Annotated in this window: 19 protein-coding genes; 4 read left to right on the forward strand and 15 right to left on the reverse strand. The window is 65.1% G+C overall.

Features of this window, described 5'->3' with window-relative positions:
• Window positions 1-92: 92 nt before the first annotated feature.
• The 4 genes from I6F21_RS32735 to I6F21_RS32750 all read right to left on the reverse strand — a co-directional run bounded on the left by I6F21_RS32735 (window position 93) and on the right by I6F21_RS32750 (window position 4,960).
• Window positions 93-1,376, reverse strand: a complete 1,284-nt coding sequence (locus I6F21_RS32735; protein WP_225184044.1) for a cystathionine gamma-synthase family protein — start codon at window positions 1,374-1,376, stop codon at window positions 93-95.
• Window positions 1,377-1,605: 229 nt separating this feature from the next.
• Complete coding sequence (locus I6F21_RS32740) at window positions 1,606-2,055, reverse strand: cytochrome c (RefSeq protein WP_057028751.1); 450 nt, start codon at window positions 2,053-2,055, stop codon at window positions 1,606-1,608.
• Window positions 2,056-2,185: 130 nt separating this feature from the next.
• On the reverse strand, window positions 2,186-4,495 hold the full coding sequence (locus I6F21_RS32745; RefSeq protein ID WP_225184045.1) for a xanthine dehydrogenase family protein molybdopterin-binding subunit: 2,310 nt from the start codon (window positions 4,493-4,495) through the stop codon (window positions 2,186-2,188).
• Window positions 4,496-4,678: 183 nt separating this feature from the next.
• On the reverse strand, window positions 4,679-4,960 hold the full coding sequence (locus I6F21_RS32750) for a hypothetical protein (RefSeq protein ID WP_036015526.1): 282 nt from the start codon (window positions 4,958-4,960) through the stop codon (window positions 4,679-4,681).
• Window positions 4,961-5,228: 268 nt separating this feature from the next.
• Between I6F21_RS32750 and I6F21_RS32755 the strand changes: the two genes are divergently transcribed.
• Window positions 5,229-5,693 (forward strand): hypothetical protein, encoded by a 465-nt coding sequence (locus I6F21_RS32755; RefSeq protein ID WP_225184046.1) that lies wholly within the window; start codon window positions 5,229-5,231, stop codon window positions 5,691-5,693.
• Between the two features lie 14 nt (window positions 5,694-5,707).
• Here the strand turns inward: I6F21_RS32755 and I6F21_RS32760 are convergent, their stop codons facing one another.
• The 6 genes from I6F21_RS32760 to I6F21_RS32785 all read right to left on the reverse strand — a co-directional run bounded on the left by I6F21_RS32760 (window position 5,708) and on the right by I6F21_RS32785 (window position 12,886).
• Entirely contained in the window at window positions 5,708-6,103 is a 396-nt protein-coding gene (locus I6F21_RS32760) for a DUF1127 domain-containing protein (RefSeq protein WP_225184047.1), read from the reverse strand.
• A gap of 256 nt (window positions 6,104-6,359) precedes the next feature.
• Window positions 6,360-7,886 (reverse strand): murein biosynthesis integral membrane protein MurJ, encoded by a 1,527-nt coding sequence (gene murJ / locus I6F21_RS32765; protein WP_225148286.1) that lies wholly within the window; start codon window positions 7,884-7,886, stop codon window positions 6,360-6,362.
• Between the two features lie 213 nt (window positions 7,887-8,099).
• The gene (locus I6F21_RS32770; protein WP_225184055.1) at window positions 8,100-9,251 is read right to left on the reverse strand and encodes a DegT/DnrJ/EryC1/StrS family aminotransferase; all 1,152 of its coding nucleotides are present in this window, start codon (window positions 9,249-9,251) and stop codon (window positions 8,100-8,102) included.
• Between the two features lie 38 nt (window positions 9,252-9,289).
• Window positions 9,290-10,294 (reverse strand): Gfo/Idh/MocA family oxidoreductase, encoded by a 1,005-nt coding sequence (locus tag I6F21_RS32775; RefSeq protein WP_225184048.1) that lies wholly within the window; start codon window positions 10,292-10,294, stop codon window positions 9,290-9,292.
• 182 nt (window positions 10,295-10,476) lie between these two features.
• Complete coding sequence (locus tag I6F21_RS32780; protein WP_225184049.1) at window positions 10,477-11,889, reverse strand: mannose-1-phosphate guanylyltransferase/mannose-6-phosphate isomerase; 1,413 nt, start codon at window positions 11,887-11,889, stop codon at window positions 10,477-10,479.
• A gap of 7 nt (window positions 11,890-11,896) precedes the next feature.
• The gene (locus I6F21_RS32785; RefSeq protein WP_225184050.1) at window positions 11,897-12,886 is read right to left on the reverse strand and encodes an SDR family NAD(P)-dependent oxidoreductase; all 990 of its coding nucleotides are present in this window, start codon (window positions 12,884-12,886) and stop codon (window positions 11,897-11,899) included.
• A gap of 267 nt (window positions 12,887-13,153) precedes the next feature.
• Here I6F21_RS32785 and I6F21_RS32790 point away from each other — a divergent pair, with 267 nt between their 5' ends.
• Window positions 13,154-14,113 (forward strand): lysylphosphatidylglycerol synthase transmembrane domain-containing protein, encoded by a 960-nt coding sequence (locus I6F21_RS32790; protein ID WP_057028741.1) that lies wholly within the window; start codon window positions 13,154-13,156, stop codon window positions 14,111-14,113.
• Window positions 14,110-15,129 carry a glycosyltransferase family 4 protein gene (locus I6F21_RS32795; protein WP_225184051.1) on the forward strand — a complete coding sequence of 340 codons (1,020 nt, stop codon included), beginning with the start codon at window positions 14,110-14,112 and terminating at the stop codon, window positions 15,127-15,129. Before I6F21_RS32790 ends, I6F21_RS32795 begins: the two co-directional genes overlap by 4 nt.
• Here the strand turns inward: I6F21_RS32795 and I6F21_RS32800 are convergent.
• The 5 genes from I6F21_RS32800 to rfaD all read right to left on the reverse strand — a co-directional run bounded on the left by I6F21_RS32800 (window position 15,117) and on the right by rfaD (window position 21,859).
• Window positions 15,117-16,064 (reverse strand): NAD-dependent epimerase/dehydratase family protein, encoded by a 948-nt coding sequence (locus I6F21_RS32800; protein WP_225184052.1) that lies wholly within the window; start codon window positions 16,062-16,064, stop codon window positions 15,117-15,119. The genes I6F21_RS32795 and I6F21_RS32800 overlap by 13 nt on opposite strands.
• Before the next feature lie 35 nt (window positions 16,065-16,099).
• Complete coding sequence (locus I6F21_RS32805) at window positions 16,100-18,013, reverse strand: SDR family NAD(P)-dependent oxidoreductase (protein ID WP_225114165.1); 1,914 nt, start codon at window positions 18,011-18,013, stop codon at window positions 16,100-16,102.
• 84 nt (window positions 18,014-18,097) lie between these two features.
• Window positions 18,098-19,384: an O-antigen ligase family protein gene (locus I6F21_RS32810; protein WP_036015786.1), complete on the reverse strand. Its 1,287-nt coding sequence runs from the start codon at window positions 19,382-19,384 to the stop codon at window positions 18,098-18,100.
• On the reverse strand, window positions 19,381-20,865 hold the full coding sequence (gene rfaE1, locus I6F21_RS32815; protein WP_225184056.1) for a D-glycero-beta-D-manno-heptose-7-phosphate kinase: 1,485 nt from the start codon (window positions 20,863-20,865) through the stop codon (window positions 19,381-19,383). Before rfaE1 ends, I6F21_RS32810 begins: the two co-directional genes overlap by 4 nt.
• Before the next feature lie 13 nt (window positions 20,866-20,878).
• Window positions 20,879-21,859 (reverse strand): ADP-glyceromanno-heptose 6-epimerase, encoded by a 981-nt coding sequence (rfaD, locus tag I6F21_RS32820; protein ID WP_225114163.1) that lies wholly within the window; start codon window positions 21,857-21,859, stop codon window positions 20,879-20,881.
• Window positions 21,860-22,017: 158 nt separating this feature from the next.
• Here rfaD and waaF point away from each other — a divergent pair.
• A partial coding sequence (waaF, locus tag I6F21_RS32825) for a lipopolysaccharide heptosyltransferase II (RefSeq protein WP_225184053.1) occupies window positions 22,018-23,058 on the forward strand: 1,041 nt, incomplete at its 3' end.

Here is a 23,058-nt window from a genome sequence, read left to right on the forward strand (position 1 = left end):
TTGGTGCAATCCGGGAGCCCTGCGCGTTGCGGACAGGTCCCCGGATTTCGCTGCGCCCCATCCGGGCTACGACGCTACGACTCTGACCGTGCTCAAGCCGCGTTCAGCGCCTGCGCGAGGTCGGCGATCAGGTCCGACGGGTTCTCGATGCCGATCGACAGCCGGATCGTGGAATCGAGCACGCCGATCTTTTGGCGGATGTCGGCGGGAACGCCGGAATGGGTCATCGTCGCCGGCAGGCTTGCGAGCGATTCCGTGCCGCCAAGGCTCACCGCCAGCTTGAGGATCTGCAGCGCGTTGAGGAATTTCACCGCCGCCTCCTTGCCGCCGACGATGTCGAACGAGAACGTCGAGCCCGCGCCCAGGCATTGCCGCGCGAACACACGGCCGGACAGCGAGCCCTGCTCGTGGTGACCGAGATAGTGCACCCTGGCGACCTTCGGATGGTCGCGCAGGAAGTCCGCCACGAGCCGCGCATTCGCATCGGCCTTCTCCATCCGCAGTCTGAGCGTCTCGAGCGAACGGTTGATCATCCAGCAGGAATGCGGATCGAGCTGGGTGCCGATGGCGCCGCGCAGCGCCTTGATGCCTTTCATGATCGCCTTCGATCCGAGCGCGGCGCCCGCGATCAGGTCGGAATGGCCGCCGACATATTTCGTCAGCGAATACAGCGACAGATCCGCGCCGTGCTCGATCGGCCGCTGAAACACCGGCCCGAGCAGCGTGTTGTCGCAGGCGATGACCGGCGTGTGTCCCTGCGCCTTGCCGATGGAATCGGCGATGCGGCGGATCATTGCGATGTCGACGAGGCCGTTGGTCGGATTGGCGGGCGTCTCGATCAGGATCATCGAAACCCGCCCCTTGCCCATGGCCTCCTCCGAGGCCCGCTTGACCGCCGTCTCGTCGATGCCGTCGGCAAAGCCGACGGCGCCGATCGACAGGCGCGCGAGCGTGTTCGTCAGCAGCGTCTCCGTCCCGCCATAGAGCGGCTGCGAGTGCAGGATGACATCGCCGGGGCGAACAAAGGCCAGAATCGTGGTTGCGATCGCTGCCATGCCGGACGAGAACAGCGCGCAACTCTCCGTGCGCTCGTAGATCGCGAGCCGATCCTCGACGATCTCGCTGTTGGGATGATTGAAGCGCGAATAGACCAGGCCCGCGCCCATGCCTTCCGGCGGCTCGCGCCGTCCGGCGACGTAGTCAAAGAAGTCCTGGCCATCCTCGGCGGTCTTGAACACGAAGGTGGAGGTCAGGAACACCGGCGGCTTGATGGCGCCCTCCGACAATTGCGGATCATAGCCATAGGTCAGCATCAGGGTTTCCGGATGCAGCATATGATTGCCGATATGGGTCTTGGAGGGGAACGGTTTTGCCATGGCCTGTCTCGCGGTTGATCGAGGTGCTCGCCGCGCGCTGGGAATCCCGACGTGAGGATGCCGGGAGGAGACTCGTGTGAGCGCACGGCCGTTGGCGCAAGGATAGCCGCTCTCGCGGCAATCCGTCAGGCCTTGCGGACGGAAGTTCCTGCAGGCCGCGGTCAAGAAAAAGGCGGTTGCTTTCGCAACCGCCCTTCTGAAGTCCTTGGTAGCCCGTTAACTGCGCCCGCTATTTCAATTTCACGCGATAGGTTTCGTGACAATCATTGCAGCGGTCGTTGATCGCCGTGTAGGCCGCCTTCAGGCCCGCGACATTGGTGATCTTGCCTTTGGCGTCGGCGATCGCCTTCTGCACCGGCGGGATCTTGGCATCGAAATCGGCCTTGTTCTGCCAGACCTTCGGCGAGGAACCATAGGTCGCGTTGACGACATCCTGCTTGGGATTGATCTCGAAGGTCTTGGCGATCTTGGCAACATCGGCCTCGATGCTGGCGATGGCCTCATCGGCAGCCTTCTTGTCGAAGGGAATATCGCCCTTGCTCATCTTCTGAAGCACGCCATACTGATTCTTGGCGATCGCTCGCATCAGATTGTCCTGCTGGACGGCAATCTCCTGTTGCGCCATGACGGCGCCCGCGCCCAGCACGAGGGCGCCCGCGACAATCATCGTCCGTTTCATTGGTTCGTTTCTCCGGCTCTCGAGACGTTCGGGGAATGAGACTGTCACCGGCTTCTGGTGAAGCCGGGACCCATCATAGGTAGAACCCCGCGCGGCGCGTTTATTCCCGTGCGCGCGGGGGAGCGCGGCTTCACAAGCTGTGACGGCGGTGATGCTCGCTGATCGCAACCCACACCCGCTCGGGCGTTGCCGGCATGTCGATGTGGTCGATCTTGTACTCGCGCCAGAGCGCATCGACGATGGCGTTGACCACGGCCGGACAGGAGCCGATCGCGCCGGCCTCGCCGGCCCCCTTCACGCCCATCGGATTGGTCTTGCAGGGCACGTTGTGGGTCTCGAACACGAAGGCCGGCCCGTCCGCCGCGCGCGGCAGCGCATAGTCCATGAAGGTCGCGGTTATGAGCTGGCCGTCGGTCGGTCCATACACCACCTGCTCCATCAAGGCCTGGCCGATGCCCTGCATGGCGCCGCCATGCACCTGGCCGGCCAAGAGCAGCGGATTGAGCGTCTTGCCGAAATCGTCGACGATCACGTAGTTGACGATTTTGATGATGCCGGTCGCCGGATCGATCTCGACCTCCGCAACATGGGTGCCGTTGGGATAGGTGCCGTCGGCGCTGGCAAAGGTCGCGCTACCGTTCAGCTTCGATGGATCGACGCCGGGCCGCTTGGCCAGGTCGGCAAACGAGATCGAGCGGTCGGTGCCGGCGATCCGCACCACGCCTTCGGAGATTTCGAGGTCGCCCGCGCTGGCTTCCAGCGCCTGCGCCGCGATCTCCTTCAGCCTCGAACCGAGCTCGCGCGTGGCACGTTCGACACTGACGCCGCCGGAGGGGATCGAGGCCGAGCCGCCGGTGCCGAGGCCGGTTGCGATCTCGTCGGTGTCGCCCTGCCGGACATGCACGCGCTCGGGCGCCACGCCGAACTGTTCGGCGACGATCTGCGCATAGGCGGTCTGATGGCCCTGCCCGCTCGATTGCGTGCCGATCAGCACGGTGACGTCGCCATTGGCATCGAGGCGGACGTTGGCCGTCTCTTCACCCATCACGCCGCAAATCTCGACATAGCTCGCAAGCCCGATGCCGCGGATCAGGCCGCCCTTCTTGGCCGCCTTGGCGCGCTTGGGGAATTCCTTCCATTCCGCTATCTCCATCGCGCGCTTCAGGTGCGCGGCGAAGTCGCCGGAATCGTAGACCTTGCCGGTCGCGGTCTTGTAGGGCAGCGCTTTCGGCGGGATGAAATTCTTGCGGCGGATCGCATCCGGCGTCATGTCGAGCTTCCGCGCGCAGGCATCGACGAGGCGCTCGATGACATAGGCAGCTTCGGGCCGGCCCGCGCCGCGATAGGCGTCGACCGGCACGCTGTGGGTGAAGATCGTGCGGACCCGGCAATGGAAGGCCTGGATGTCGTAGAGGCCCGGCAGCATGCCGGCGCCGCCATGCGGGATGTAGGGCCCGAAGGTTGACAGATACGCGCCCATGTCGCCCATGAGGTCGCAATCCATCGCGAGGAACTTGCCGTCCTCGGCCAGAGCCATCTTGGCGGTGGTGACGTTGTCGCGGCCCTGCGCATCGCCCATGAAATGCTCGGAGCGATCGGCCGCCCACTTCACCGCCTTCTTCAGCTTTCGCGCGGCGACCGCCATCAGGGCATATTCCCGATACGGAAACAGCTTTGTGCCGAACCCGCCGCCGACGTCGGGGCAGATCACCCGCATCTTGTCGGTGGGGATGTTGAGCACGTTCTGGCAGAGGATGTCGCGCAGGCGGTGGCTGCCCTGGCTGCCGACCGTTAGCGTCAGATGGTCGCGCTTGGAATCGTATTCGCAGACGGCAGCGCGGGTCTCCAAGAAGCTTGCAACCACGCGCGGATTGACGATGGAGATCTCGGCGACCGCATGCGCTTTCGCGAAGGCAGCTTCCGTCGCCGCTTTGTCGCCGATCGAGACGTCGAACAGCACGTTGCCCGGCTTGTCCGGCCAGACCAAGGCTGCGCCTTTCTTCACGGCGTTGACGACGCCGGTCACCGCGGGCAGCGGCGACCATTTGACCTCGATCGCCTCGATCGCGTCGCGAGCCTGGTCGATGGTCTCGGCGACCACGAAGGCGATGGCGTCGCCGACATGGCGCACCTCGTCCTTGGCCAGGATCGGGTAAGGCGGGCCGGTGAACGGATCGGTCTCGAGGTTGAACAGGCAGGGCAGATTGCCGAGATCCCCGACGTCGTCGGCCGTCAGGATCAGCGCAACGCCCGGCAGGCCGAGCGCGCGGCTCGCATCGATGCTGTATTTGGCATGCGCATGCGGCGAGCGCAGCACCAGGCAGCGGAGCGCGGCCTGCGGCGCGTAATCGTCGGTATAGCGGCCCTTGCCGCGGATGAGCGCGTCATCCTCCTTGCGCAGCACGCTTTGGCCAACGCCGAACTTGATGGGAGCCGCCATTTTATCTTCCCGTTCTCATGGTTGTTTTGTGGGCATATTGCCGTGGAAAAACTGGCAAGGCAAACGGGTTTAGGCGGGCGCAGGGGTCGCAGGTTCAATCGCGCCACGCGTGCCTCACGGGAATGCTCGGCAAGGTCCCAGCGTGATCGTGTGACGTTGACGGCGAGAGCCAAGCGCTCCCACTTAGCTGTTCTCGTGCTCACCCCGAGCTTCAAATAGCTGATGAGCATCGGAGGCCGTGAGCGTCAGCCCGTACAAATCTTTCAGTGTCGAAATGCGTTGCAGCGTCGCAGGCTCGAACGGAGTCTTGCCTTCGAACGAATGCAGGAGAACGCCCTCCAGCAAATCACCGAGGCTCATATCCAGGTATTCGGCGAGGCCCTTCGCGACCTTGAGAATGCGCTTCTCGATCCGAACTCCCGTCTGTACGCGTTGGACTGAATGTTTGTGAGCTTCTGAGTTCATAATGTGTGACCTCGATCGGAAGACGGGGGTTTAGTCGCATCATGCCATTGCCGGACTTGCTCGGGCATCGGTCTCCAGCCCTGCAACTCACGTCCTCAGAGACCAGGTGAATCTTGGATTCGTTCGGACGCCTGCGGGGGTCGACGCTCTGACCGAGGAACGGTTGTTGTCACAGAGGCAGAGCCTGGGCGGCCGAGTTGACCGATCCCAATTTGCCTTTTCCGTTCTAGAATGTTACCTTGGTACCACGGTAACATAGGACGCCGCCATGAGCAACAGACGTAGCTGCACGGATGCTGCAGAGGTCGCCGAACTGAGCGAGGGCTTCCTCGCGCGTACACTTCCGGGGGCACGTTTCAGCCATCGTGAACATCTGATCGTGACGAGCTACTTGCTCGCCACTGATCCGGCTCGGGACTGGCGGGTCGAACTCCCCGAGATGATCCGCGCCTACAATGTTGCCGCTGGCGGCGTGAACGACGATGTGCGTGGCTATCACCACACGATGACGATGGCTTTCTTGATGATCATCGAAGGAATTCTTGCGGAGGTCGGCCGCCGCGACATTGTCGCCGCCTGCAACGCGGTGCTGGCGTCCCCGGCAACCGAAAAGGATGTACTCTTACGTTTCTGGAGCCGCGAAGCGCTGTTCTCGCGGGAGGCCCGGCACGGCTGGATTGAGCCAGACCTTGCCGAGTTCAACCCGCGCGCGGCAGGTCATATGCCGGCGTGAGGATCGTCGATTACTCACATCCCGCGGCTCAACAGATACCTCGTACTATCTCTGAGCGCATCGATCTCCCGCCCAGGTGCGAGATAGTTGATCTCGGCGCGCGTCAGGCCGATGTCCATCAGCTCCCTGTCGCTCAGATCCAGCAAACTGCCCCGCGGGTGCAGGCGCCACTTCCCAAGAGCAGACCAATATCGCTTGAGCAGGCCCAGGAGGCTTTGCGCCGGCGCGGCTGCGGCAGCTTCTCTCCCCGACAAGGCTTGGCCCGGCGTTGCAACGGACACGTTGAGACGAGCCGCTGCCGCCAGAACCTCGTCCATGGCCTGCTTCGCGAGCGCAATGGATCGATCGAGGCGAAGCACTGCGGCATCGTGCTCGGCCTCGGATGAAATGCTGGTCAGTTGTGGTGGCATCGGACGCTCCTGCTGTTGAGCCGGCAGGGAGCGTGGCCAAACAAAAGGCCCCGTCCGATGCCGGCGGGGCCTGGTGGAAAAGATGTCGTCGAAATCCTAGCGCACGACTCCTCCCACCGCCCAGCCGAAGCGGGTGATGTGATTGCTGGAGACTTTGCGCGAGCATTTGATCATGAGCGACTCCTACCACCGCAATCGCGCAAAATCAAGAGATGTGCCGATGTTGGCTGCAGCCTGGAGGCGAATGCCGTGCTCTCTAGCCACGCAGCAGCGAGACCAGCCACTTGCGGCCGAACAGCACGAGGATCGCGAGCGCGTAGACGATCGTGCCGCCGACGGCGAGCAGGACCAGCATCAACTCATCCCGGAAGTGCATCGCGCCCAACCAGGGGCCGCTGAAACGTGCAATCAGCCAGAACGCGGCGGCGAGGATGAGGCCGCTTAGCAAGAACTTGGCGAGCGACAGCAGCCAGGCGCGGTCGAGCACGAGAAAGCCGCGCCGCACGGCGAAGAACAGCACCAGCAAAAGGTTCGTCCAGACGCCGACGGCGGTGGCCAGCGCGAGGCCGATCTGGGCCAGCGATCCCATCAAGGCAACCTTCAGCGCGACGTTGACGGCGATGCCGGTCAGCGACGCGCGGACCGGCGTTGCGGTATCCTTGCGGGCATAGAAGGTCGCGACCGCACTGCGGATCAGCACGAACGGGATGAGGCCGATGGCATAGGCCGCGAGCGTCGCACCGGCGGCGGCGGCATCGGCCTTGGAGAACGCACCGCGGGCGAACAGTGCGCGCATGATCGCATCGGGCACGGTGAGGAAGGCCGCGACGAACGGGATCGAGAATAGCAGCGTGAAATCGAAGGCACGGCGCTGCGCGCTCAGCGCACCGTCGTGGTCGTTTGCGGTGATCCGCCGCGACATCTCCGGCAGCAGCACCGTGCCGATGGCGATGCCGATGACGCCGATCGGCAGCTGGTTGAGCCGGTCGGCATAATAGAGCGCCGACAGCGCACCGGCGGGCAGGAACGTCGCAATGATGGTGTCGGCGAACAGCGCGAGCTGCGTGCCCATCGAGCCCAGCGTCGCAGGTCCGAGCGCTTTGAAGAAGCCGCGAACGTCCTCATCAAGCTTCAAGGGCGCAAAGCGCGGCAGGCCGCCATGGCGGGCGAGATCGCCCGCGAGCAGGAAATATTGCAGGAAGCCGGAGATCAGCACGCCCCAGGCCGCGGCATGGCCTGCGGTCGGAAACCAGACGGCAACCGCCAGCGTCATCATCATCGCGACGTTGAGGAAGATCGAAGCGGCCGCGGCGCTGGCAAAGCGCTGCATCACGTTGAGCATGCCGCCATAGAGCGTCACCAGCGTGATCAAGAGCAGATAGGGAAAGGTGATGCGGGTCAACTCGATCGCGAGCTTTCGCTGCTCGGCATCCTCACCAAAGCCTGGCGCCAGGATGCTCATGGCCTGCGGCATGAACAGCCAGGCAGCGATCAGCAGCACCACCTGCGAGGCCAGGAGCAGCGTGAAGATGCGGTCGGCGAATAGCTTTGCCGCCGCCTCCCCCTTCTCGCCATGGACATGGGCATAGGCCGGCACCCAGGCGGCGTTGAAGGCGCCCTCGGCGAAGATCGCGCGGAAATGGTTGGGAAGCCGCAGCGCCACGAAAAAGGCGTCGGCCACCGGCCCGGCACCGAGGATCGCCGCGAGCATGATGTCGCGGGCAAACCCCGTCAGCCGCGACAGCAGCGTGTAACCACCGACCGTGAAGATGCGTCCGAGCATGCGGATTGTTGTAGAGACTTATCGGACGGAGGTCGATGCATCTTGCGATGCGCATTACTGCGCCCTCTCCCCTTGCGGGAGAGGGCAGCACCGCAGGCAGATACAGACTCAATCGGGTGAGGGGTATCTCTCAGCGCATGCCGTACGGAGAGAGACCCCTCACCCGGCTTCGCTTCGCGAAGCCAACCTCTCCCGCAAGGGGAGAGGAAGAACTCAGCCCGCCAGCGCGCCGCGGACGGCGGCGATGATTCGCTCCTGATCGGCCTCGGTCAAATAGGCATGCATCGGCAGGCTGACGACGTCCTGCGACAGGCTCTCGCAACCCGGCAATCCGCCCTCGGCGACCGGGTACTGTTTGTAGGCGGTCTGCTGGTGCATCGACTTGCCGTAATAGATCGCGGTCGGCACGCCCTGGGCTTTTAGCGCGGCAGCGAAGCCGTCGCGGTCGATACCCTTGGGAAGACGAATGGTGTACTGCGCCCAGACCGAGGTGTTGCCGGGCGCAAGCCGCGGCACGGTGACGACATTGGACAGGCCGCGCGCATAGCGCTCCGCGACCTTGTTGCGGGCGGCGATCTCGTCGTCAAAGATCTTCAGCTTCTCGATCAGAACCGCGGCCTGCATCGTGTCGAGCCGGCCGGTGAGACCGAGGCGGACGTTGTCGTACTTGTCGACGCCCTGCCCGTGCACGCGGATGCTGCGCAAGGTGGCGGCGAGCTCGTCGTCATCGGTGAAGATCGCGCCGCCGTCGCCGAAGCAGCCGAGCGGCTTTGCCGGGAAGAAGCTGGTCGCAGTGGCGTGGCCGAGGGTGCCGAGCTTGCGCCCCTTGTAGCTCGCGCCAAAGCCTTGCGCGGCGTCGTCGAGCACGAACAGGCCTTCGGCCCTGGCGATCTCGGCGATGGCGTCGTGATCGGCGGGCTGGCCGAACAAATCGACCGGAATCACCGCGACGGGCTTGAGACCGGCCTTGCGGGCGGTGGCGATGCCGCGCTTGAGCGATTCCGGGCTCATGTTGAAGGTGGTCTCGTCGACGTCGACATAGACCGGCGTCGCGCCGGTCCGCGCCACCGGCGAGGCGGTCGCGATGAAGGTAAAGGACGGACACAGCACGGCATCGCCGGGCCCGACATTCCTGGCCATCATCACCATCAGGATGGCGTCGGTGCCGCTGGCGCAGCCGATCACGTGCTTGGCGCCTGAGTAGGCCGCAAGCTGCTTCTCGAGCTCGAAGACCTCCGGCCCGTTGACGAACTGGCAATGGTCCATCACGCGCTTCACGGCGGCATCGAGCGAGGCGCCGAGCCGGCGGCGCTGCGAGGCGACGTCGATGAAGGGAATGGGTTCGGAACGTAAGTGCTGGTTCATGACGCCTTGTGACGTTTGAGCGGTCGACATGGAAGGGATCAGCCGGCGACGCGGCGCGGCCCCTTGCGCGCGGGTGACGTCGCCGCAGGAAGCGAGGGCCTCTCCAGGCATTGCGTGGCGATCTCGAGGCTGGCGACGCCCTCGTCGCCCGTCACCGCCGGCGTCTCGCCGTTGCGCACTGCCTTCAAGAACGCGATCAGCTCGGCGCGAAGCGGCTCGTCATGGCCGACCGGCAGATGCCGCATCGAGTAGCTGCCGTCCGGCTTGAAGCCGAAGCATTCGGTGACCTGGCGCGTCAAGAGATCGCCCATCACGTATTTGCCGCGCGTTGCGACCGTGACGCTGCGCGCCTTGAACGGCGTCAGCCAGTTGGTGTTGATGTGGGCGAGCACGCCGCTCTCGGTGCGGAACTGCAAGAGCGCGATGTCCTCGCGCTCGGCGACCGCGCTCGACAATTGCGGCTGCACCTCGACGATGTCGGATTCGGTGAACCAGCGGATCAAATCGATATCGTGCACGGCAAGGTCGATGACGACGCCGACATTGGACATGCGCGGCGGGAACGGGCCGACGCGGGTGATCGCGATGGAGAGAATGTCCTCGCCCGCGATCGCCTGCTTGACCGCGGCCACCGCCGGATTGAAGCGCTCGACATGGCCGATCATCAGCGTGACGCCGGCCTTATGCGCGGCGGCGACGATCTCGCGGCCCTCTGCCACCGTGGAGGCGATCGGCTTTTCGACCAGCACATGGATGTTCTTGGCGATGCAGGCGAGCGCGACCTCGTGATGCAGATGGGTCGGTGCCGCGATGGTGACGGCATCGACGCCTTCGGCGAACAGCTGGTCGAGCGTCTCGAAGCTTTCGCAATTGGCGAGCTCCGTGGCCCGCGCACGATGTGCCGGCGAGGGATCGACGACGCCGACGAGGCTGACGCCGGGCAGGCCGCTGAGCACGCGCGCATGGTTGCTGCCCATCACGCCGGCGCCAATGACACCGACGCGCAAGCCGGCCTTTGCCGGTGCAGATCCCCTGGAAGTCATCCGAGCAAACCCCGATTCAACGCAAATCCCCGGGCCGCTTCTAGCACGGACGCCACATTTGTGGCGAATGCCGCCCTGGCGGGCCGGACACGATTTGATTCAAAAAGTTACACGTTCCCCGGGCCTTAGGCCGAAAAAGATACCGCTTCTCGGCCCGGGTCGCGTGATTCGGAGTTTGCTGGTTACGACCTTTGATAGTCGTCTTCAATCCGGATGATGTCGTCTTCCCCCAGATAGCTTCCAGTCTGGACCTCGATCAGCTCCAGCTGGATCTTGCCGGGATTCTCCATCCGGTGGACGGCGCCCATGGGGATGTAGATCGACTCGTTCTCGTGCACCGTCTTCACGGTCTCGTTGACGGTCACCTGCGCCGTGCCGCGGACCACGATCCAGTGCTCGGCACGATGATGGTGCTTTTGCAGCGACAGCCGCCCGCCCGGCTTCACCACGATGCGCTTGACCTGGTGGCGCTCGCCATTGTCGACGGATTGATAGCTGCCCCAGGGCCGGTGCACCTTGAGATGCTCTTCGGTGACTTTCGGCGCGACCGACTTCAATTTCGTCACCAGGCGCTTCAGCCCGTTGGCATCCTTCTGCCGCGAGACCAGCACCGCGTCCGCGGTCGCGACGACGACGAGATCGTCGACGCCTTCGAGCGCGACCAGCGCGGAATCCGTGGTGACGTTGCAATTGCGGGAATCCTCGAACACGGCGGTGCCGTGCGCGGCATTGCCTTGCGCGTCCTTCTCCGACAGCTCCCACACCGCATGCCATGAGCCGACGTCGGACCAGCCGCACGACACCGGCACGACGGCGGCGCGCGAGGTCTTCTCCATCACCGCATAGTCGATCGAGATCGCCTTGGCCGCGCCGAACGCCTCGGGCTCCAGCGTGACGAAGCCGAGATCGCGGCCGGCATTGTTGACGGCATTGGTGACGGCCTCGACGCTTGCCGCATCGACCCTGCGATATTCGTCGAGCAGCACGCTCGCCGGGAACATGAAGTTGCCGCTGTTCCAGAGATAGCCCGAATTGACGTAGTCGGAGGCCTTCACCGCATCCGGCTTCTCGACGAAGCGCGCAACCGCCTGCACCTCGCCCGCGATCACCTCGCCCGGATTGATGTAGCCATATTCCGTTGCCGGCCGCTCCGGCTTGACGCCGAAGGTGACGATGCGCCCGGCATTCGCGGCGGTGAGGCCCTCGCGACAGGCGGCGACGAAGGCAGCATTATTCTGCACGACGTGATCGGCGGCGAGCGCGAGCACGATCGCCTCGCTGGCGCGGTTCTGCGCGAACACCGCGCCGGCCGCGATCGCAGGGCCGGAATCGCGCCGCATCGGCTCGAGGATTACGTCGGCCTCGATGCCGATCTCGGCGAGCTGCTCCAGCACCATGAAGCGATAGGAGGCGTTGGTGATGACGATCGGCCGATCGAACAAAGAGGGCTCGGACACGCGCAGCAGCGTGTCCTGGAACGTCGAGCGCGTGCCGAACAGCGGCAGGAACTGCTTGGGCCGAACCTCGCGCGAAGCGGGCCACAGCCGCGTGCCGGCACCGCCGCACATGATCAGGGGGATTATGCGTTTGTCCATCGTGATCTCAAACCTTGAAATGGTCCCGGTACCAGGTGACGAAGTTATGAATCCCATGCTCGATCGGCGTTGACGGTGCAAAGCCGGTGTCGCGCGAGAGATCCTCGACATCCGCGAACGTTTCCAGCACATCTCCCGGCTGCATCGGCAGCAATTCTTTGATCGCCGTCCGGCCCAGCTCCCGCTCCAGAAGACCGACGACGTGCATCAGTTCCTCCGGATGATGATTGCCGACATTGTAGAGCTTTGACGGCGCATTTGCGGCAGCCGGATCGTCCGCAGGCACGAGATCGATCAGCTTGGACACGACGCGCGTCACATCGTCGATATAGGTGAAATCGCGGCGCATTTTGCCATGGTTGAAGAGCCGGATCGGCTTGCCGGCCATGATGGCGCTCGCGAACAGAAACATGGCCATGTCGGGGCGGCCCCATGGCCCGTAGATGGTGAAGAACCGCAGCCCCGTGACCGGCAGGCGATAAAGATGGCTGTAGGACTGCGCCATCACCTCGTTCGCCTTTTTGGTCGCGGCGTAGAAGCTGACCGGATGGTCGGTGCGGTCCGCAACCGCAAATGGCAGTTTTGTGTTGGCGCCGTAAACGGAGGATGACGAGGCGTAGACCAGATGACCGCAGCCATTGTTGCGGCAGCCCTCCAGCACGTTGAGAAAGCCGACGAGATTGGAATCGGCGTAGGTCTGCGGCTGCTCGATCGAGTAGCGCACGCCGGCCTGCGCGGCCAGATGCACGACTTTGGCAAAACGATGCTGCGCGAACAGCGCCGCCATGGTCTCGCGGTCGGCGAGATCGGCCTCGACGAACGAGAAACGCGGCTGGTCCCGGAGCAGAGCAAGGCGCGCTTTCTTCAGCGCCGGATCGTAATAGCTGTTGAGATTGTCGAGCCCGACGACGGCGCGACCTTCGCCCAGGAGCTGCCGGGCGACGTGGAAGCCGATGAAGCCGGCCGCACCCGTGACCAAAATCGCCTGATCCGTCATCCTGTTCCCTGGGTGATCCCTCGCCCGATCCTGTCTAGCCGCCACCTCGACGGGGTCGCAATAGGCTCCCCGCTCCTTCACGCGATCTCCTCATGGCGTCCTTAACGACGGCTCCTCAACGACGCCTCCTTAACGACGCGTCCTTAACGACGGCTCCTTAACGACGGCTATTGCAAGATCGGCGCCAAAACCATACCAAAGCGGCCGAATTCGGCGCCTCGCGTCGGGTTGCCTCAAATCTTAGCAAACCCTGTTCATGCGGACGAGATGCGCCGAATCCTGTTGTCGACGGCCAAGATCCTGATTTCCGCGGCGCTGCTCTATCTGGCGCTGCGCAAGGTCGACCTATCCGAGCTGTTTTCCCGATTCACCCTGACCAGCCTGTTCTGGCTCGGTGTCGCGATCGCGGTCACGTTCCTGCAGATCTTCGTCGGCGTGCTGCGCTGGCGCGAGATCAGCGCCGCCTGCGGCGCGCCGCTCGAGCTCGGCCGCGCCATGCGATACAACGTGATCGGCTCGTTCTTCAACCAGACGCTGCCGTCGGCGATCGGCGGCGATGCGGTGCGCCTGTGGCTCGTCGCCCGCGCCGGCGCCGGCTGGCGCACGGCGACCTACTCGATCTTTGTCGACCGCGCCATTGGCCTGGTCGCGCTCGCGATCTTGATCGTCGCCAGCCTGCCCTGGAGCTACACCCTCATCACCGATCCGCACGGTCGCTCGGCACTGCTGCTCGTCGACCTCCTGGCGCTCGCCGGCGGCCTCGGCTTCCTGATCTTCGGCGCGCTGAAATGGCGCTGGCTGAAGACCTGGTGGGCAACGCATCACATCCACGCCTGCGCCGTCATCGCCAATCGCGTGATCTTCAGCGGCACAAGCGGCCCCGTCGTCGCGATCCTGTCGGTCCTCGTTCACGTGCTCGCCGTCGTCATCGCCTGGTGCGTCGTGCAGTCGATTGGGGCCCCGGTTCGCTTCAGCGACGTCTTTCTGCTCGTGCCGCCGGTGATGCTGATCACGATGATGCCGATCTCGATCGCCGGCTGGGGCGTGCGTGAGGCCACGATGAGCCTTGCGTTCGGCTTCGCGGGACTTTCCGCCAACGAGGGCGTCAACGTTTCGCTGCTGTTCGGCGCCGTGTTCTTCCTGGTCGGGGCAGTCGGCGGCCTGGTCTGGATCCTCAGCGCCGAGAAAGCCGCGCAAGGGTCGGCCGCGATCGGAGTGCCGGAGTGAATTCGGCTGCCGATGCGCTCGCCGGCGCGGCCCTGCTGCTTGCCGTTGCGGCGGCCGTGCTGATCTCGGCGCTCGTGACCTGGACCAGCCGCCCCCTGCTGCAGCGCTACGCGCTGGCGCGGCCGAATGCGCGGTCCTCCCATCGCGTGCCGACCCCGCAGGGCGCCGGCATCGCGGTGATCGCCGCGACGCTGATCGTTGCCTCGCTGTGGGGGGTCTCCGCCAATGTCGCGATCCCGCCGGCGCTGGTCGCTGCGACAATCGTGATCGCGCTGGTCGGCTTCGTCGACGACATCGTATCGCTGCCCGTGCTGGTGCGCCTGGTGCTGCAGGCCGCCTGCGTCGGCGCCGTGGTGTTCACCGCCCCCGACACCGCGCGCATCGTGCAGGCGCTGCCGCTCGCGCTGGAGCGCGGCCTCATCGTCCTTGCCGGCGTCTGGTTCGTGAACCTCGTCAACTTCATGGACGGGCTCGACCTGATGACGGTGGCGGAAGTCGTTCCGGTCACCGCTGCGCTGCTGCTGCTGGGAATGCTCGGGGATCTCCCATGGCCGGCCGTGCTGATCGCCACCGCGCTGTGCGGCGCCATGCTCGGCTTTGCGCCTTTCAACCGTCCTGTCGCAAAAGTCTTCCTGGGCGATGTCGGCAGCCTGCCGATCGGCCTCCTGCTCGGCTGGTGCCTGCTCGAGCTCGCCTTGCACGGACAAGCGGCTGCGGCGCTGCTGCTGCCGGCCTACTACCTCGCCGATGCCACCATCACGCTGTTTCGGCGCATCGCGCGCCGCGAGCCGTTCTGGTCGGCGCACCGTTCGCATTTCTATCAGCGCGCGACCGACAACGGTTTCTCGGTGTCCCGGGTGAGCGGCGAAGTCTTCCTGCTTAACCTCGTGCTCGCAGGGCTGGCGATCCTCGCCGTTCGCGCCGCGACGGTGGTCGTCACGCTGCCCGCGCTGATTGCCGGCGCGATCGCGGTCGCCCTCCTGCTGCGCCGCTTCTCCCGCCCTCAGGCGTCCTGAGCCGACACGGCGAGCCGCAGCCCCTCATCGAGCGAAACCTCCGGCCGCCAGCCGGTCGCGAGCGCATTCGAGACGTCGAGCTCGAGCGAGCCGATCAGGCTGTCATGCATGTCCTGCCGGCCGATCATTCGGAAAAGCGCGCTGAGCAGGCCCGGCGGCACGCCGAACAGTCGCGGGCGCTTGCCGGAGGCCTTAGCCAGACGCGCGATGAATTCGGGCGTCGAGAACTGCTCGCTGTCGGCGAGCAGGAATATCTCGAAATGGCCGGCCGCATCTGGATGAGCGAGCCGGTGCAGGATGAAGGACGACAGGTTCTGCACGGCAAGGAAGGCGCGGCGATTGCGGATCGCGGCGAACGGCAACGGCACCCCAAGGTTCATCGCGCGCGTCAACAGAGCGAAACTTCCCTTGGCGCTCGCGCCATAGACCATGGGCGGCCTGATCACAGAGATCTTCATGTCGCTCTCGCCCGCGAGCGTCCTCAGGCCTGCCTCGGCCGCCGCCTTGGACGTCCCGTAGAGGCCGCGCGGCGTCGGGACGTCGTTCTCGCTGAACGGGGCCCTGCCCTCGTTGCTGCGGCCATGCACCAGCACGGTGCTGATGAAGATGAAATGGCGCACGCCCGCCTTCGCCGCAGCGCGCGCCAGGTGCACCGTGCCGGCGGTGTTGACGTCCTGGTAGAGCTGGGCTGCATGCTCCTCGCGCCTGTGATGCACGCGCGCGGCAAGGTGGACGACCGCCTCCACCCCCTCGAGCGCGGCCCGCCAATCGGTGTCGGGGCCGATCGATTCGATCACGACCTCGCCGTCGATGCCCTGACGCTTGCGGACGACGGGGCGGACCGACCATCCCTTGCGCACCAGCGCCTGCCCGAGGTGACGGCCGATGAAGCCGCTCGCTCCTGTCACCAGCACGACCGGTTTGCGTTCGCTCATCGTCGCTCCCCGAGCGCTGGATTGCGCAACAATGGTCAGGCCGCCGTGGATCCAAATTCCGGCACGGCATCCTTCAGGATGGTCCTGATGGTGGCGCGATCGTCGCGCGCGATCGCCTGCTCAAGCGCCGCATTCCATTTGCGCAGCGTCTGCATCGGCGGCTCGTTCGGCTGCGCGGCCATGATGCCGGGCACGCCGATCTCGCGGGTCGGCTCCTCCGAGGCAAACAGGATCTCGTGCAGGCGCTCGCCCGGCCGCATGCCGGTGAACACGATCTCGATGTCGTAGCCCGGCTGCAGCCCGGACAGGCGGATCATGCGCTCGGCGAGATCGACGATCTTCACCGGCTGGCCCATGTTGAGCACGTAGACCGAGACGTCGGGACGCTGCGTCCCAAGCGCATGCGTCGCCGCGGTGATGACGAGATCGCAGGCCTCGCGGATGGTCATGAAGTAACGGACCATGTCGGGATGAGTTACCGTCACCGGCCCGCCGGCCTCGATCTGGGCCTTGAACTTCGGCACCACCGACCCGTTCGAGGCCAGCACGTTGCCAAACCGGACCGAGATCAGCCGCATCGGCGGCTTGCTGCCGCTCGCTCCGGCTGCGAGGTCGCGATCGAGCGCCTGGCAGTACATTTCGGCAAAGCGCTTGGTGAGGCCGAGCATCGACACCGGCTCGATTGCCTTGTCGGTAGAGATCATCACCATCGCCTCGGCGCCGGCGGCAACGGCGGCGTCCGCGACGTTGATGGAACCGAAGATGTTGGTTTTGACGCCCTCACTCCAATCGCGCTCGAGGATCGGCACGTGCTTGAGCGCCGCGGCATGGAAGACGATGTCGGGCTTGAACTCGGCCATCAGGCGCATGACGCGCTCGCGGTCGCGAATGTCGGCAATCCGGCCTTCGATCTGTGCGGTGGCACCACGCGCGGCCAGCGCCTCGGTGACCGCGTAGAGAGCCGGCTCGGAATTTTCCACGATCAAGAGACGTGCCGCGCCGAAGGCGACCACACGCTCGCAGATCTCGGATCCGATCGAGCCGCCGCCGCCGGTGACGATCACGGCCTTGCTCCTGATCAAGGCCTCCAGGCGAGCATAGTCGATCTTCTCGCTCGGACGCAGCAGGAGGTCCTCGACCGCAACCGCCGTGAGCCTTGGCGTATCGCCGCTCTCCAGCGAGGGCATCCGGCTCACGATCACACCCAGTTTGCGCGCCCGCATCAGGATCGATTCCGGATGCGACTCCGGCTCGAAAGCCGATGGTGTCATGATGAGGCGCGCGATGGGCTTGTCGCGCTTGGCGAAATCCGAGATCACATCCTCGACGTCGTCGATGCCGCCCAGCACCGGCACGTTGCGAATGAGCTGGCCCCGATCGGCAGGCGATGGTGACAAGACGCCGATCGGCCAGATGCGCTTGATCGCTCCGCTCTCAATGCCGCGCAGCAGCACTTCGGCATCCGCGGCGCGGCCGATCAGCAGCGTCGGCGCGGCCTCCCCGCCCCTCGCGTGACGCCGCACCCGCGTATAGCGGAAGTAGCGGTACGCCATGCGCAGCGCGCTGAGGAAGAAGATCTCGAGAAACCAGTAGAGGACGATCGTCACCTTGCCGAGAAAGAAGGCGCCGCGAACGTTGGGGGCAACGAGGATGTAGTCGAGCACGAGCAGCGCAACCGTGAGCACGGTCGCCGCGCGAATGATGTTCAGCGCGTCAGGCAGCGAGATGAAACGCCATTTCGTCGTGGTCAGATTGCAGAAGAAGAACACGACCACGCTGAAGGCGAGGAAGTAGGGCAGGATCTGGAACAGCAGCGGCAATCGAGCGTAGAAATCGTCGCCACCCTCGAATCGCAGATAGAAGGCGGCAAAAAGCGCCGCCGTGGTCGCCAGCAGGTCGTGGAGCGCGATCAGGAAATTGCGCGAGGTGAGATGCGAAAGTCGCGTCATCCGCCGACCGATGAAAACCCAGTTAAATGCAACCTGACCGCGCTGATAGCCCATCTCGACAAGACTTGCCAGCCGCGTGGCCCCTCAGGAACCGGCTTCCCTCATCTTCGCCCCGAGCTGTTGTTCCCGGATCACCATTCCGCCGGCGACGCCGACGCCAATGACGTACATCCAGCCCTCGTGGAAGTCGAACAGATGCGAGTTGAACAGCGAGGTAAAGACGTTCTGCACCACGACTAGGAGTCCGATCCAATTGGCAAGCCCGTCGCCGCGAAACAACCGCAGATGCAATATCCAAATCGCGTAGAGAATGGCGACGCCGATCGCGCCCCATTGCACCGCAACGTTCAGCGTCTGGTTGTGCGGGTTGCCGATCACCTCGGCTGACGCCCGCCCCTGACCGGCGGGCGTCGCGACGCGTTCGAACAACCCGCGGGTCGAACCGGTGCCGTGCCCCAGGATCGGCGCCTCCGCGAAGAAGCCGAGCGACTTCCGCCAGAACTCGAGCCGCATGCCCATGGAGGTTGCCTCGCCCCGTTCCACATAGCCGGTGTAATCGGTGGTAAACCTCTCGGCGGTGTGGCGCAATTGGGGCGAGGCCTGCCAGGCGAGAACGGCGCCGACGAGCAGCGCGCCGGAGATGATCGCGATGCTGCGCCATTTGAGGTGAAGCAGTGCAAACACGCCGAACATGATCGGAATGGTGACGAGCGCGGTGCGCGACACCACCACGAAGGTCATATTGATGAAGAAGCTAAGCGCCAGCGCCGTCAGCAACGCGGCGAACCAGTATCGCTTCTCGCGCAACAGCATCACGATCGGATAGGCGAGCGCCACCGCGCAAAGCGCGAATTCCTGGCTCTGGTCAATGTAGTTCTTGACGAAGATGCCGCGCTCGGGCGGATCGGTCTTGAGCGCGAGGTTCGGGTAGAAGGCGACCAGCCAGGACATCACCGACAGCAAGGCGCAGGACACCAGGAAGGCGATGAATATCCAGTGGCCACGCGGCGAGCGCTCGAAATGATAGAGCAGGACCGGCAGCACGAGCAGCTTGACGGTCGGATTAACCGCATAGAAGCGCGCGCCCCACGGGGCATCCGACCACAGCGTCCCCAGCAGCGCGAGAACGACCAGCGCGATCGGCGCAATGCAGATCGGACGCTTCAAGGACTGCAGGAAATCGCGTAGATCGAGGAACGGCACCATGCAGATCAGCATCAGCGCGTTGAATATCCCCGCAAGCGATGTCGACCAGGGCAGAGAGGCCGCGGTCAGGATCGCAAACAGATCGACGGTCTCGCGCCAGGCAGCGGGGCTGCGCAGACGGCGATGCAACATCTCGCTGGTCGTTTCGCGGGCGAGCGCCGTCACTTGCTCCCTCCCCTGGCGCGATGCACCAGCGCCGTCGTGCTGAAGCCCTGGAGAATGTCGACCAGCACGACCGCCCCGCCCGCGGCCTCGACCACCTCATGGCCGACGACCTGTTCGCGTGTGTAATCGCCGCCCTTCACCAGCACGCCGGGCTTGATCCTGGTGATCAGGTCGATCGGCGTGTCCTCAGTGAAGATGACGACGAGATCGACGGCCTCCAGTGCGGCGAGCACCTCGGCACGCGCGCGCTCGTCCTGGACCGGACGATCGGCACCTTTCAGCCGCCGCACCGAGGCGTCGCTGTTGAGCCCCACGATCAGGCGGTCGCAGGCGGCGCGCGCCGCGGTCAGCACCTTGACGTGGCCGGGATGAAGGATGTCGAAACAGCCGTTGGTGAAGCCGACGCGCAGGCCCTGCCTTTTCCATTCGGCGAGCTGCGCGTCGAGTGCTGCCGGGTCGAGCACGATCTTCTCTTCGGCCGCGAGCGTGGCATGCGGCAGGATCTTGCGTCGCAGCTCGGCCGCGCTGACGCTGGCGGTGCCCCGCTTGCCGACCGCGACGGCGGCGGCGGCGTTGGCCATGCGCAGTGCCGTGTCCCAGTCCGCGCCGGCCGCGAGCGACACCGCAACCGCGGCGGCGACGGTGTCACCGGCGCCCGAGACGTCGCGCACCTTCACCGGGACGGCCGGCACGTGGACGGCCCCGCCATTCCGCGGCACCAAGGTCATGCCGTGCTCGCCCTGGGTGACCAGGATCGCCTCGCAATCGGCGAGCCGCATCACGTCCTCGCTGGCCTCGACGATGCTCTGCACCGTGTCGGCGCGGCTGCGGGTCGCTTCCGAGAATTCCTTGCGGTTGGGCGTGAGCAGCGTGGCGCCGCGATAGATCGCCCAGTTCAGGCTCTTGGGATCGACGATGACGGGCTTGCCGAGCTTGCGCGCGGCATCGATGGTGTGGCGGATCACGCGCGCCGTCAGCACGCCCTTGGCATAGTCGGACAGCAGCACGATGTCGGCGCGCGCGATCTGCGGCAGGATCGCGTCGATCAACTTCGTTTCGACCTCGTCGGACGCAGCCAGCGCCTGCTCCCAATCCGCGCGCAGCATGTGCGTGGAAAAATGTTCGGAGACGAAGCGGACCTTTCGCGTGGTCGGCCGCGAGGCGTCGCGCACCAGCACGCTCTCGATGCCGGCTTGATCATTGAGCGCGGCCTCGAGCCGCGTGCCGGCGTCGTCCTCGCCGATCAGGCCGACGAAGATGCAGCGCGCGCCGAGCGAAGCGATGTTGCGCGCGACGTTGCCGGCGCCGCCGACGTGGATCTCGCTGCGCTGGGCGGCGATGACGGGCGCCGGCGCTTCCGGCGAGATCCGCGACACCTCGCCGTAGACGAACTCGTCCAGCATGATGTCGCCGATGCACAGCACCGTACGGCCTGAGATGGCTTGCGCGAGGGCATCGAAATCGAGAATGGGCGTCGGCATGGTCGAAAGGGCCTCAGCGAAAGCGGTCGGGCCGGTCGAGATAATCCCCGACATAGGCCTTCACCGCGTCCTCGAGCGTCGTGAAGCCGCCGTTATAGCCGGCGCGGAGCAGACGATCGACCTCGCTCTGGGTGAAATACTGGTAGCTGTCCCGGATCTGCTCGGGCATGTCGATGTATTCGATGTTGGGACTGGTGCCGAGCGCCGCATAGGCAGCCAGCATGAGGTCCTTGAAGCTGCGCGCCTTGCCGGTGCCGACGTTGAACAGGCCGGACACCGACGGCGTCGCGAGCAGCCAAAGAACCACGCGCGCGACATCGTCGACATAGATGAAATCGCGACGCTGATCGCCGTCCTCGATGCCCTCGCGATGCGACTTGAACAGCTGCACGACGCGGCCTGCCCTGACGTCGTCGAAGCGCCGCGCCAGCACGCTCATCATCGAGCCTTTGTGATATTCGTTCGGCCCGAACACGTTGAAGAATTTCAGGCCGGCCCATTGCGGCGGGAGCCGATCGCCGCGCGCCACACGTTCGGCGACAGCGAGATCGAACAGGTGCTTGCTCCAGCCGTAGAGATTCATCGGCCGCAACTTCTTCAGCGCCGAAAGCGAAGAATCGTCGTCGAAGCCTTCCGTGCCGTCGCCATAGGTCGCCGCCGAGGACGCGTAGATGAACGGCACGGCATTCATCGTGCACCAGTCCAGCAGGCGCATCGACAGGCGGAAATTGGTCTCGACGACGAGATCACCGTCGGTCGCCGTGGTCGCGGAAATCGCCCCGAGATGGATCATAGCCTCCAGCTTGCGGCCCTTCAGCCAGTCCATCAGCTCGGTCGGGGGAACGATATCCACAAGCTGCCGCTTGGCGAGATTGCGCCATTTGCCTTCGGTTCCGAGGAGATCGCAGATCACGACGTCGCTGCGACCGACCTCGTTCAGCGCGGCCACGACATTCGATCCGATAAAACCGGCCCCGCCGGTCACCAGCAACATTCCACCTACCTGCCCGATTTTAGGTGCCCGATCCTGCCCTAGCGCATGATCCGCCAAAGTGTAAGCTGTTTTGGGATTGCTCTTCTGCCGCCTTTACCTGCCGGCCCGGAGCGGCTAACCGAGCCGCCATATCGGCACGTGTTCGGCCCTCATAACGAATGAATATTGATTCGCAACTTGGTAGTGATGCAGATCGGAGCGACACACGCCCGATCCTGATCGTCCCCTACATGTGGATCGGCGATTTCGTGCGGAATCACACCGTCGTGCGGGTCCTGAAGGAGCGCTGGCCGAACCGGCCGGTCGATCTCCTCACCACCTCCCTGTGCGCCCCGCTGGTGGACTACATGCCCGGGGTGCGCGCCGGCATCGTCTGGGATATGCCGCGCAGCCGGCTGGCCGTCGCACGCCAGTTCGGCTTGGCAGGGCTGCTGCGGAAACAGAATTACGGCACTGCCCTGGTGCTGCCCCGGACCTGGAAAGCGGCTATCGCGCCGGCACTCGCCGGTATTCCTGAACGGATCGGCTTCGTCGGCGAGTTCCGGTTCGGCCTGCTCAACCGCTGGCGCTGGGGAGAGAAGAAGCTGCCCCGCTTCATCGACAAGAACGCCGCCCTAGCCCAGCCAGACGGCGCGCCCCTGCCCGCGGAATGGCCGGTACCGCAACTGCGCGTCCCGGCCGAGGAGATCGCCCGGTGGCGCGAGGCCAATGGTCTCGGTGCCGGCGCCGCGGTGGCACTCGCCCCGGGCTCGGTCGGCGTCTCCAAGCGCTGGACCTCTTATCCCGAAGCCGCCCGCCTGCTGGTCGAGCGCGGCCTCGAGGTCTGGGTGGTCGGCGGTCCCGCCGAAAAGGAGTTCGCCCAGGAGATCGTCGCCGCCGGCGGCCCAGGCGTCCGCGATCTCACCGGCTCGGACTTGCGCAACGGCGTCCTCGCCATGGCCGCGGCCGGCATTGCCATCTCCAACGATTCCGGCCTGATGCACATCGCAGCCGCCCTGGGCACGCCGACCATGGGCATCTTCGGTCCCACCAGCCCCTATCTCTGGGCCCCGCTGAACGGCCTCGCCGCGACACTGGTGCAGGACAAGGAAAAGCTGTCCTGCCAGCCCTGCCAGAGCACGGTCTGCAAGGTGAACGACCACCGCTGCATGCGGAATATTGCGGCGAGCGAGGTGGTGGGGATCGCGGAGCGGGTGCTG

The sequence above is a fragment of the Bradyrhizobium sp. NBAIM03 genome, assembly GCF_020194055.1.
In the GTDB taxonomy this organism is placed as follows: domain Bacteria; phylum Pseudomonadota; class Alphaproteobacteria; order Rhizobiales; family Xanthobacteraceae; genus Bradyrhizobium; species Bradyrhizobium yuanmingense.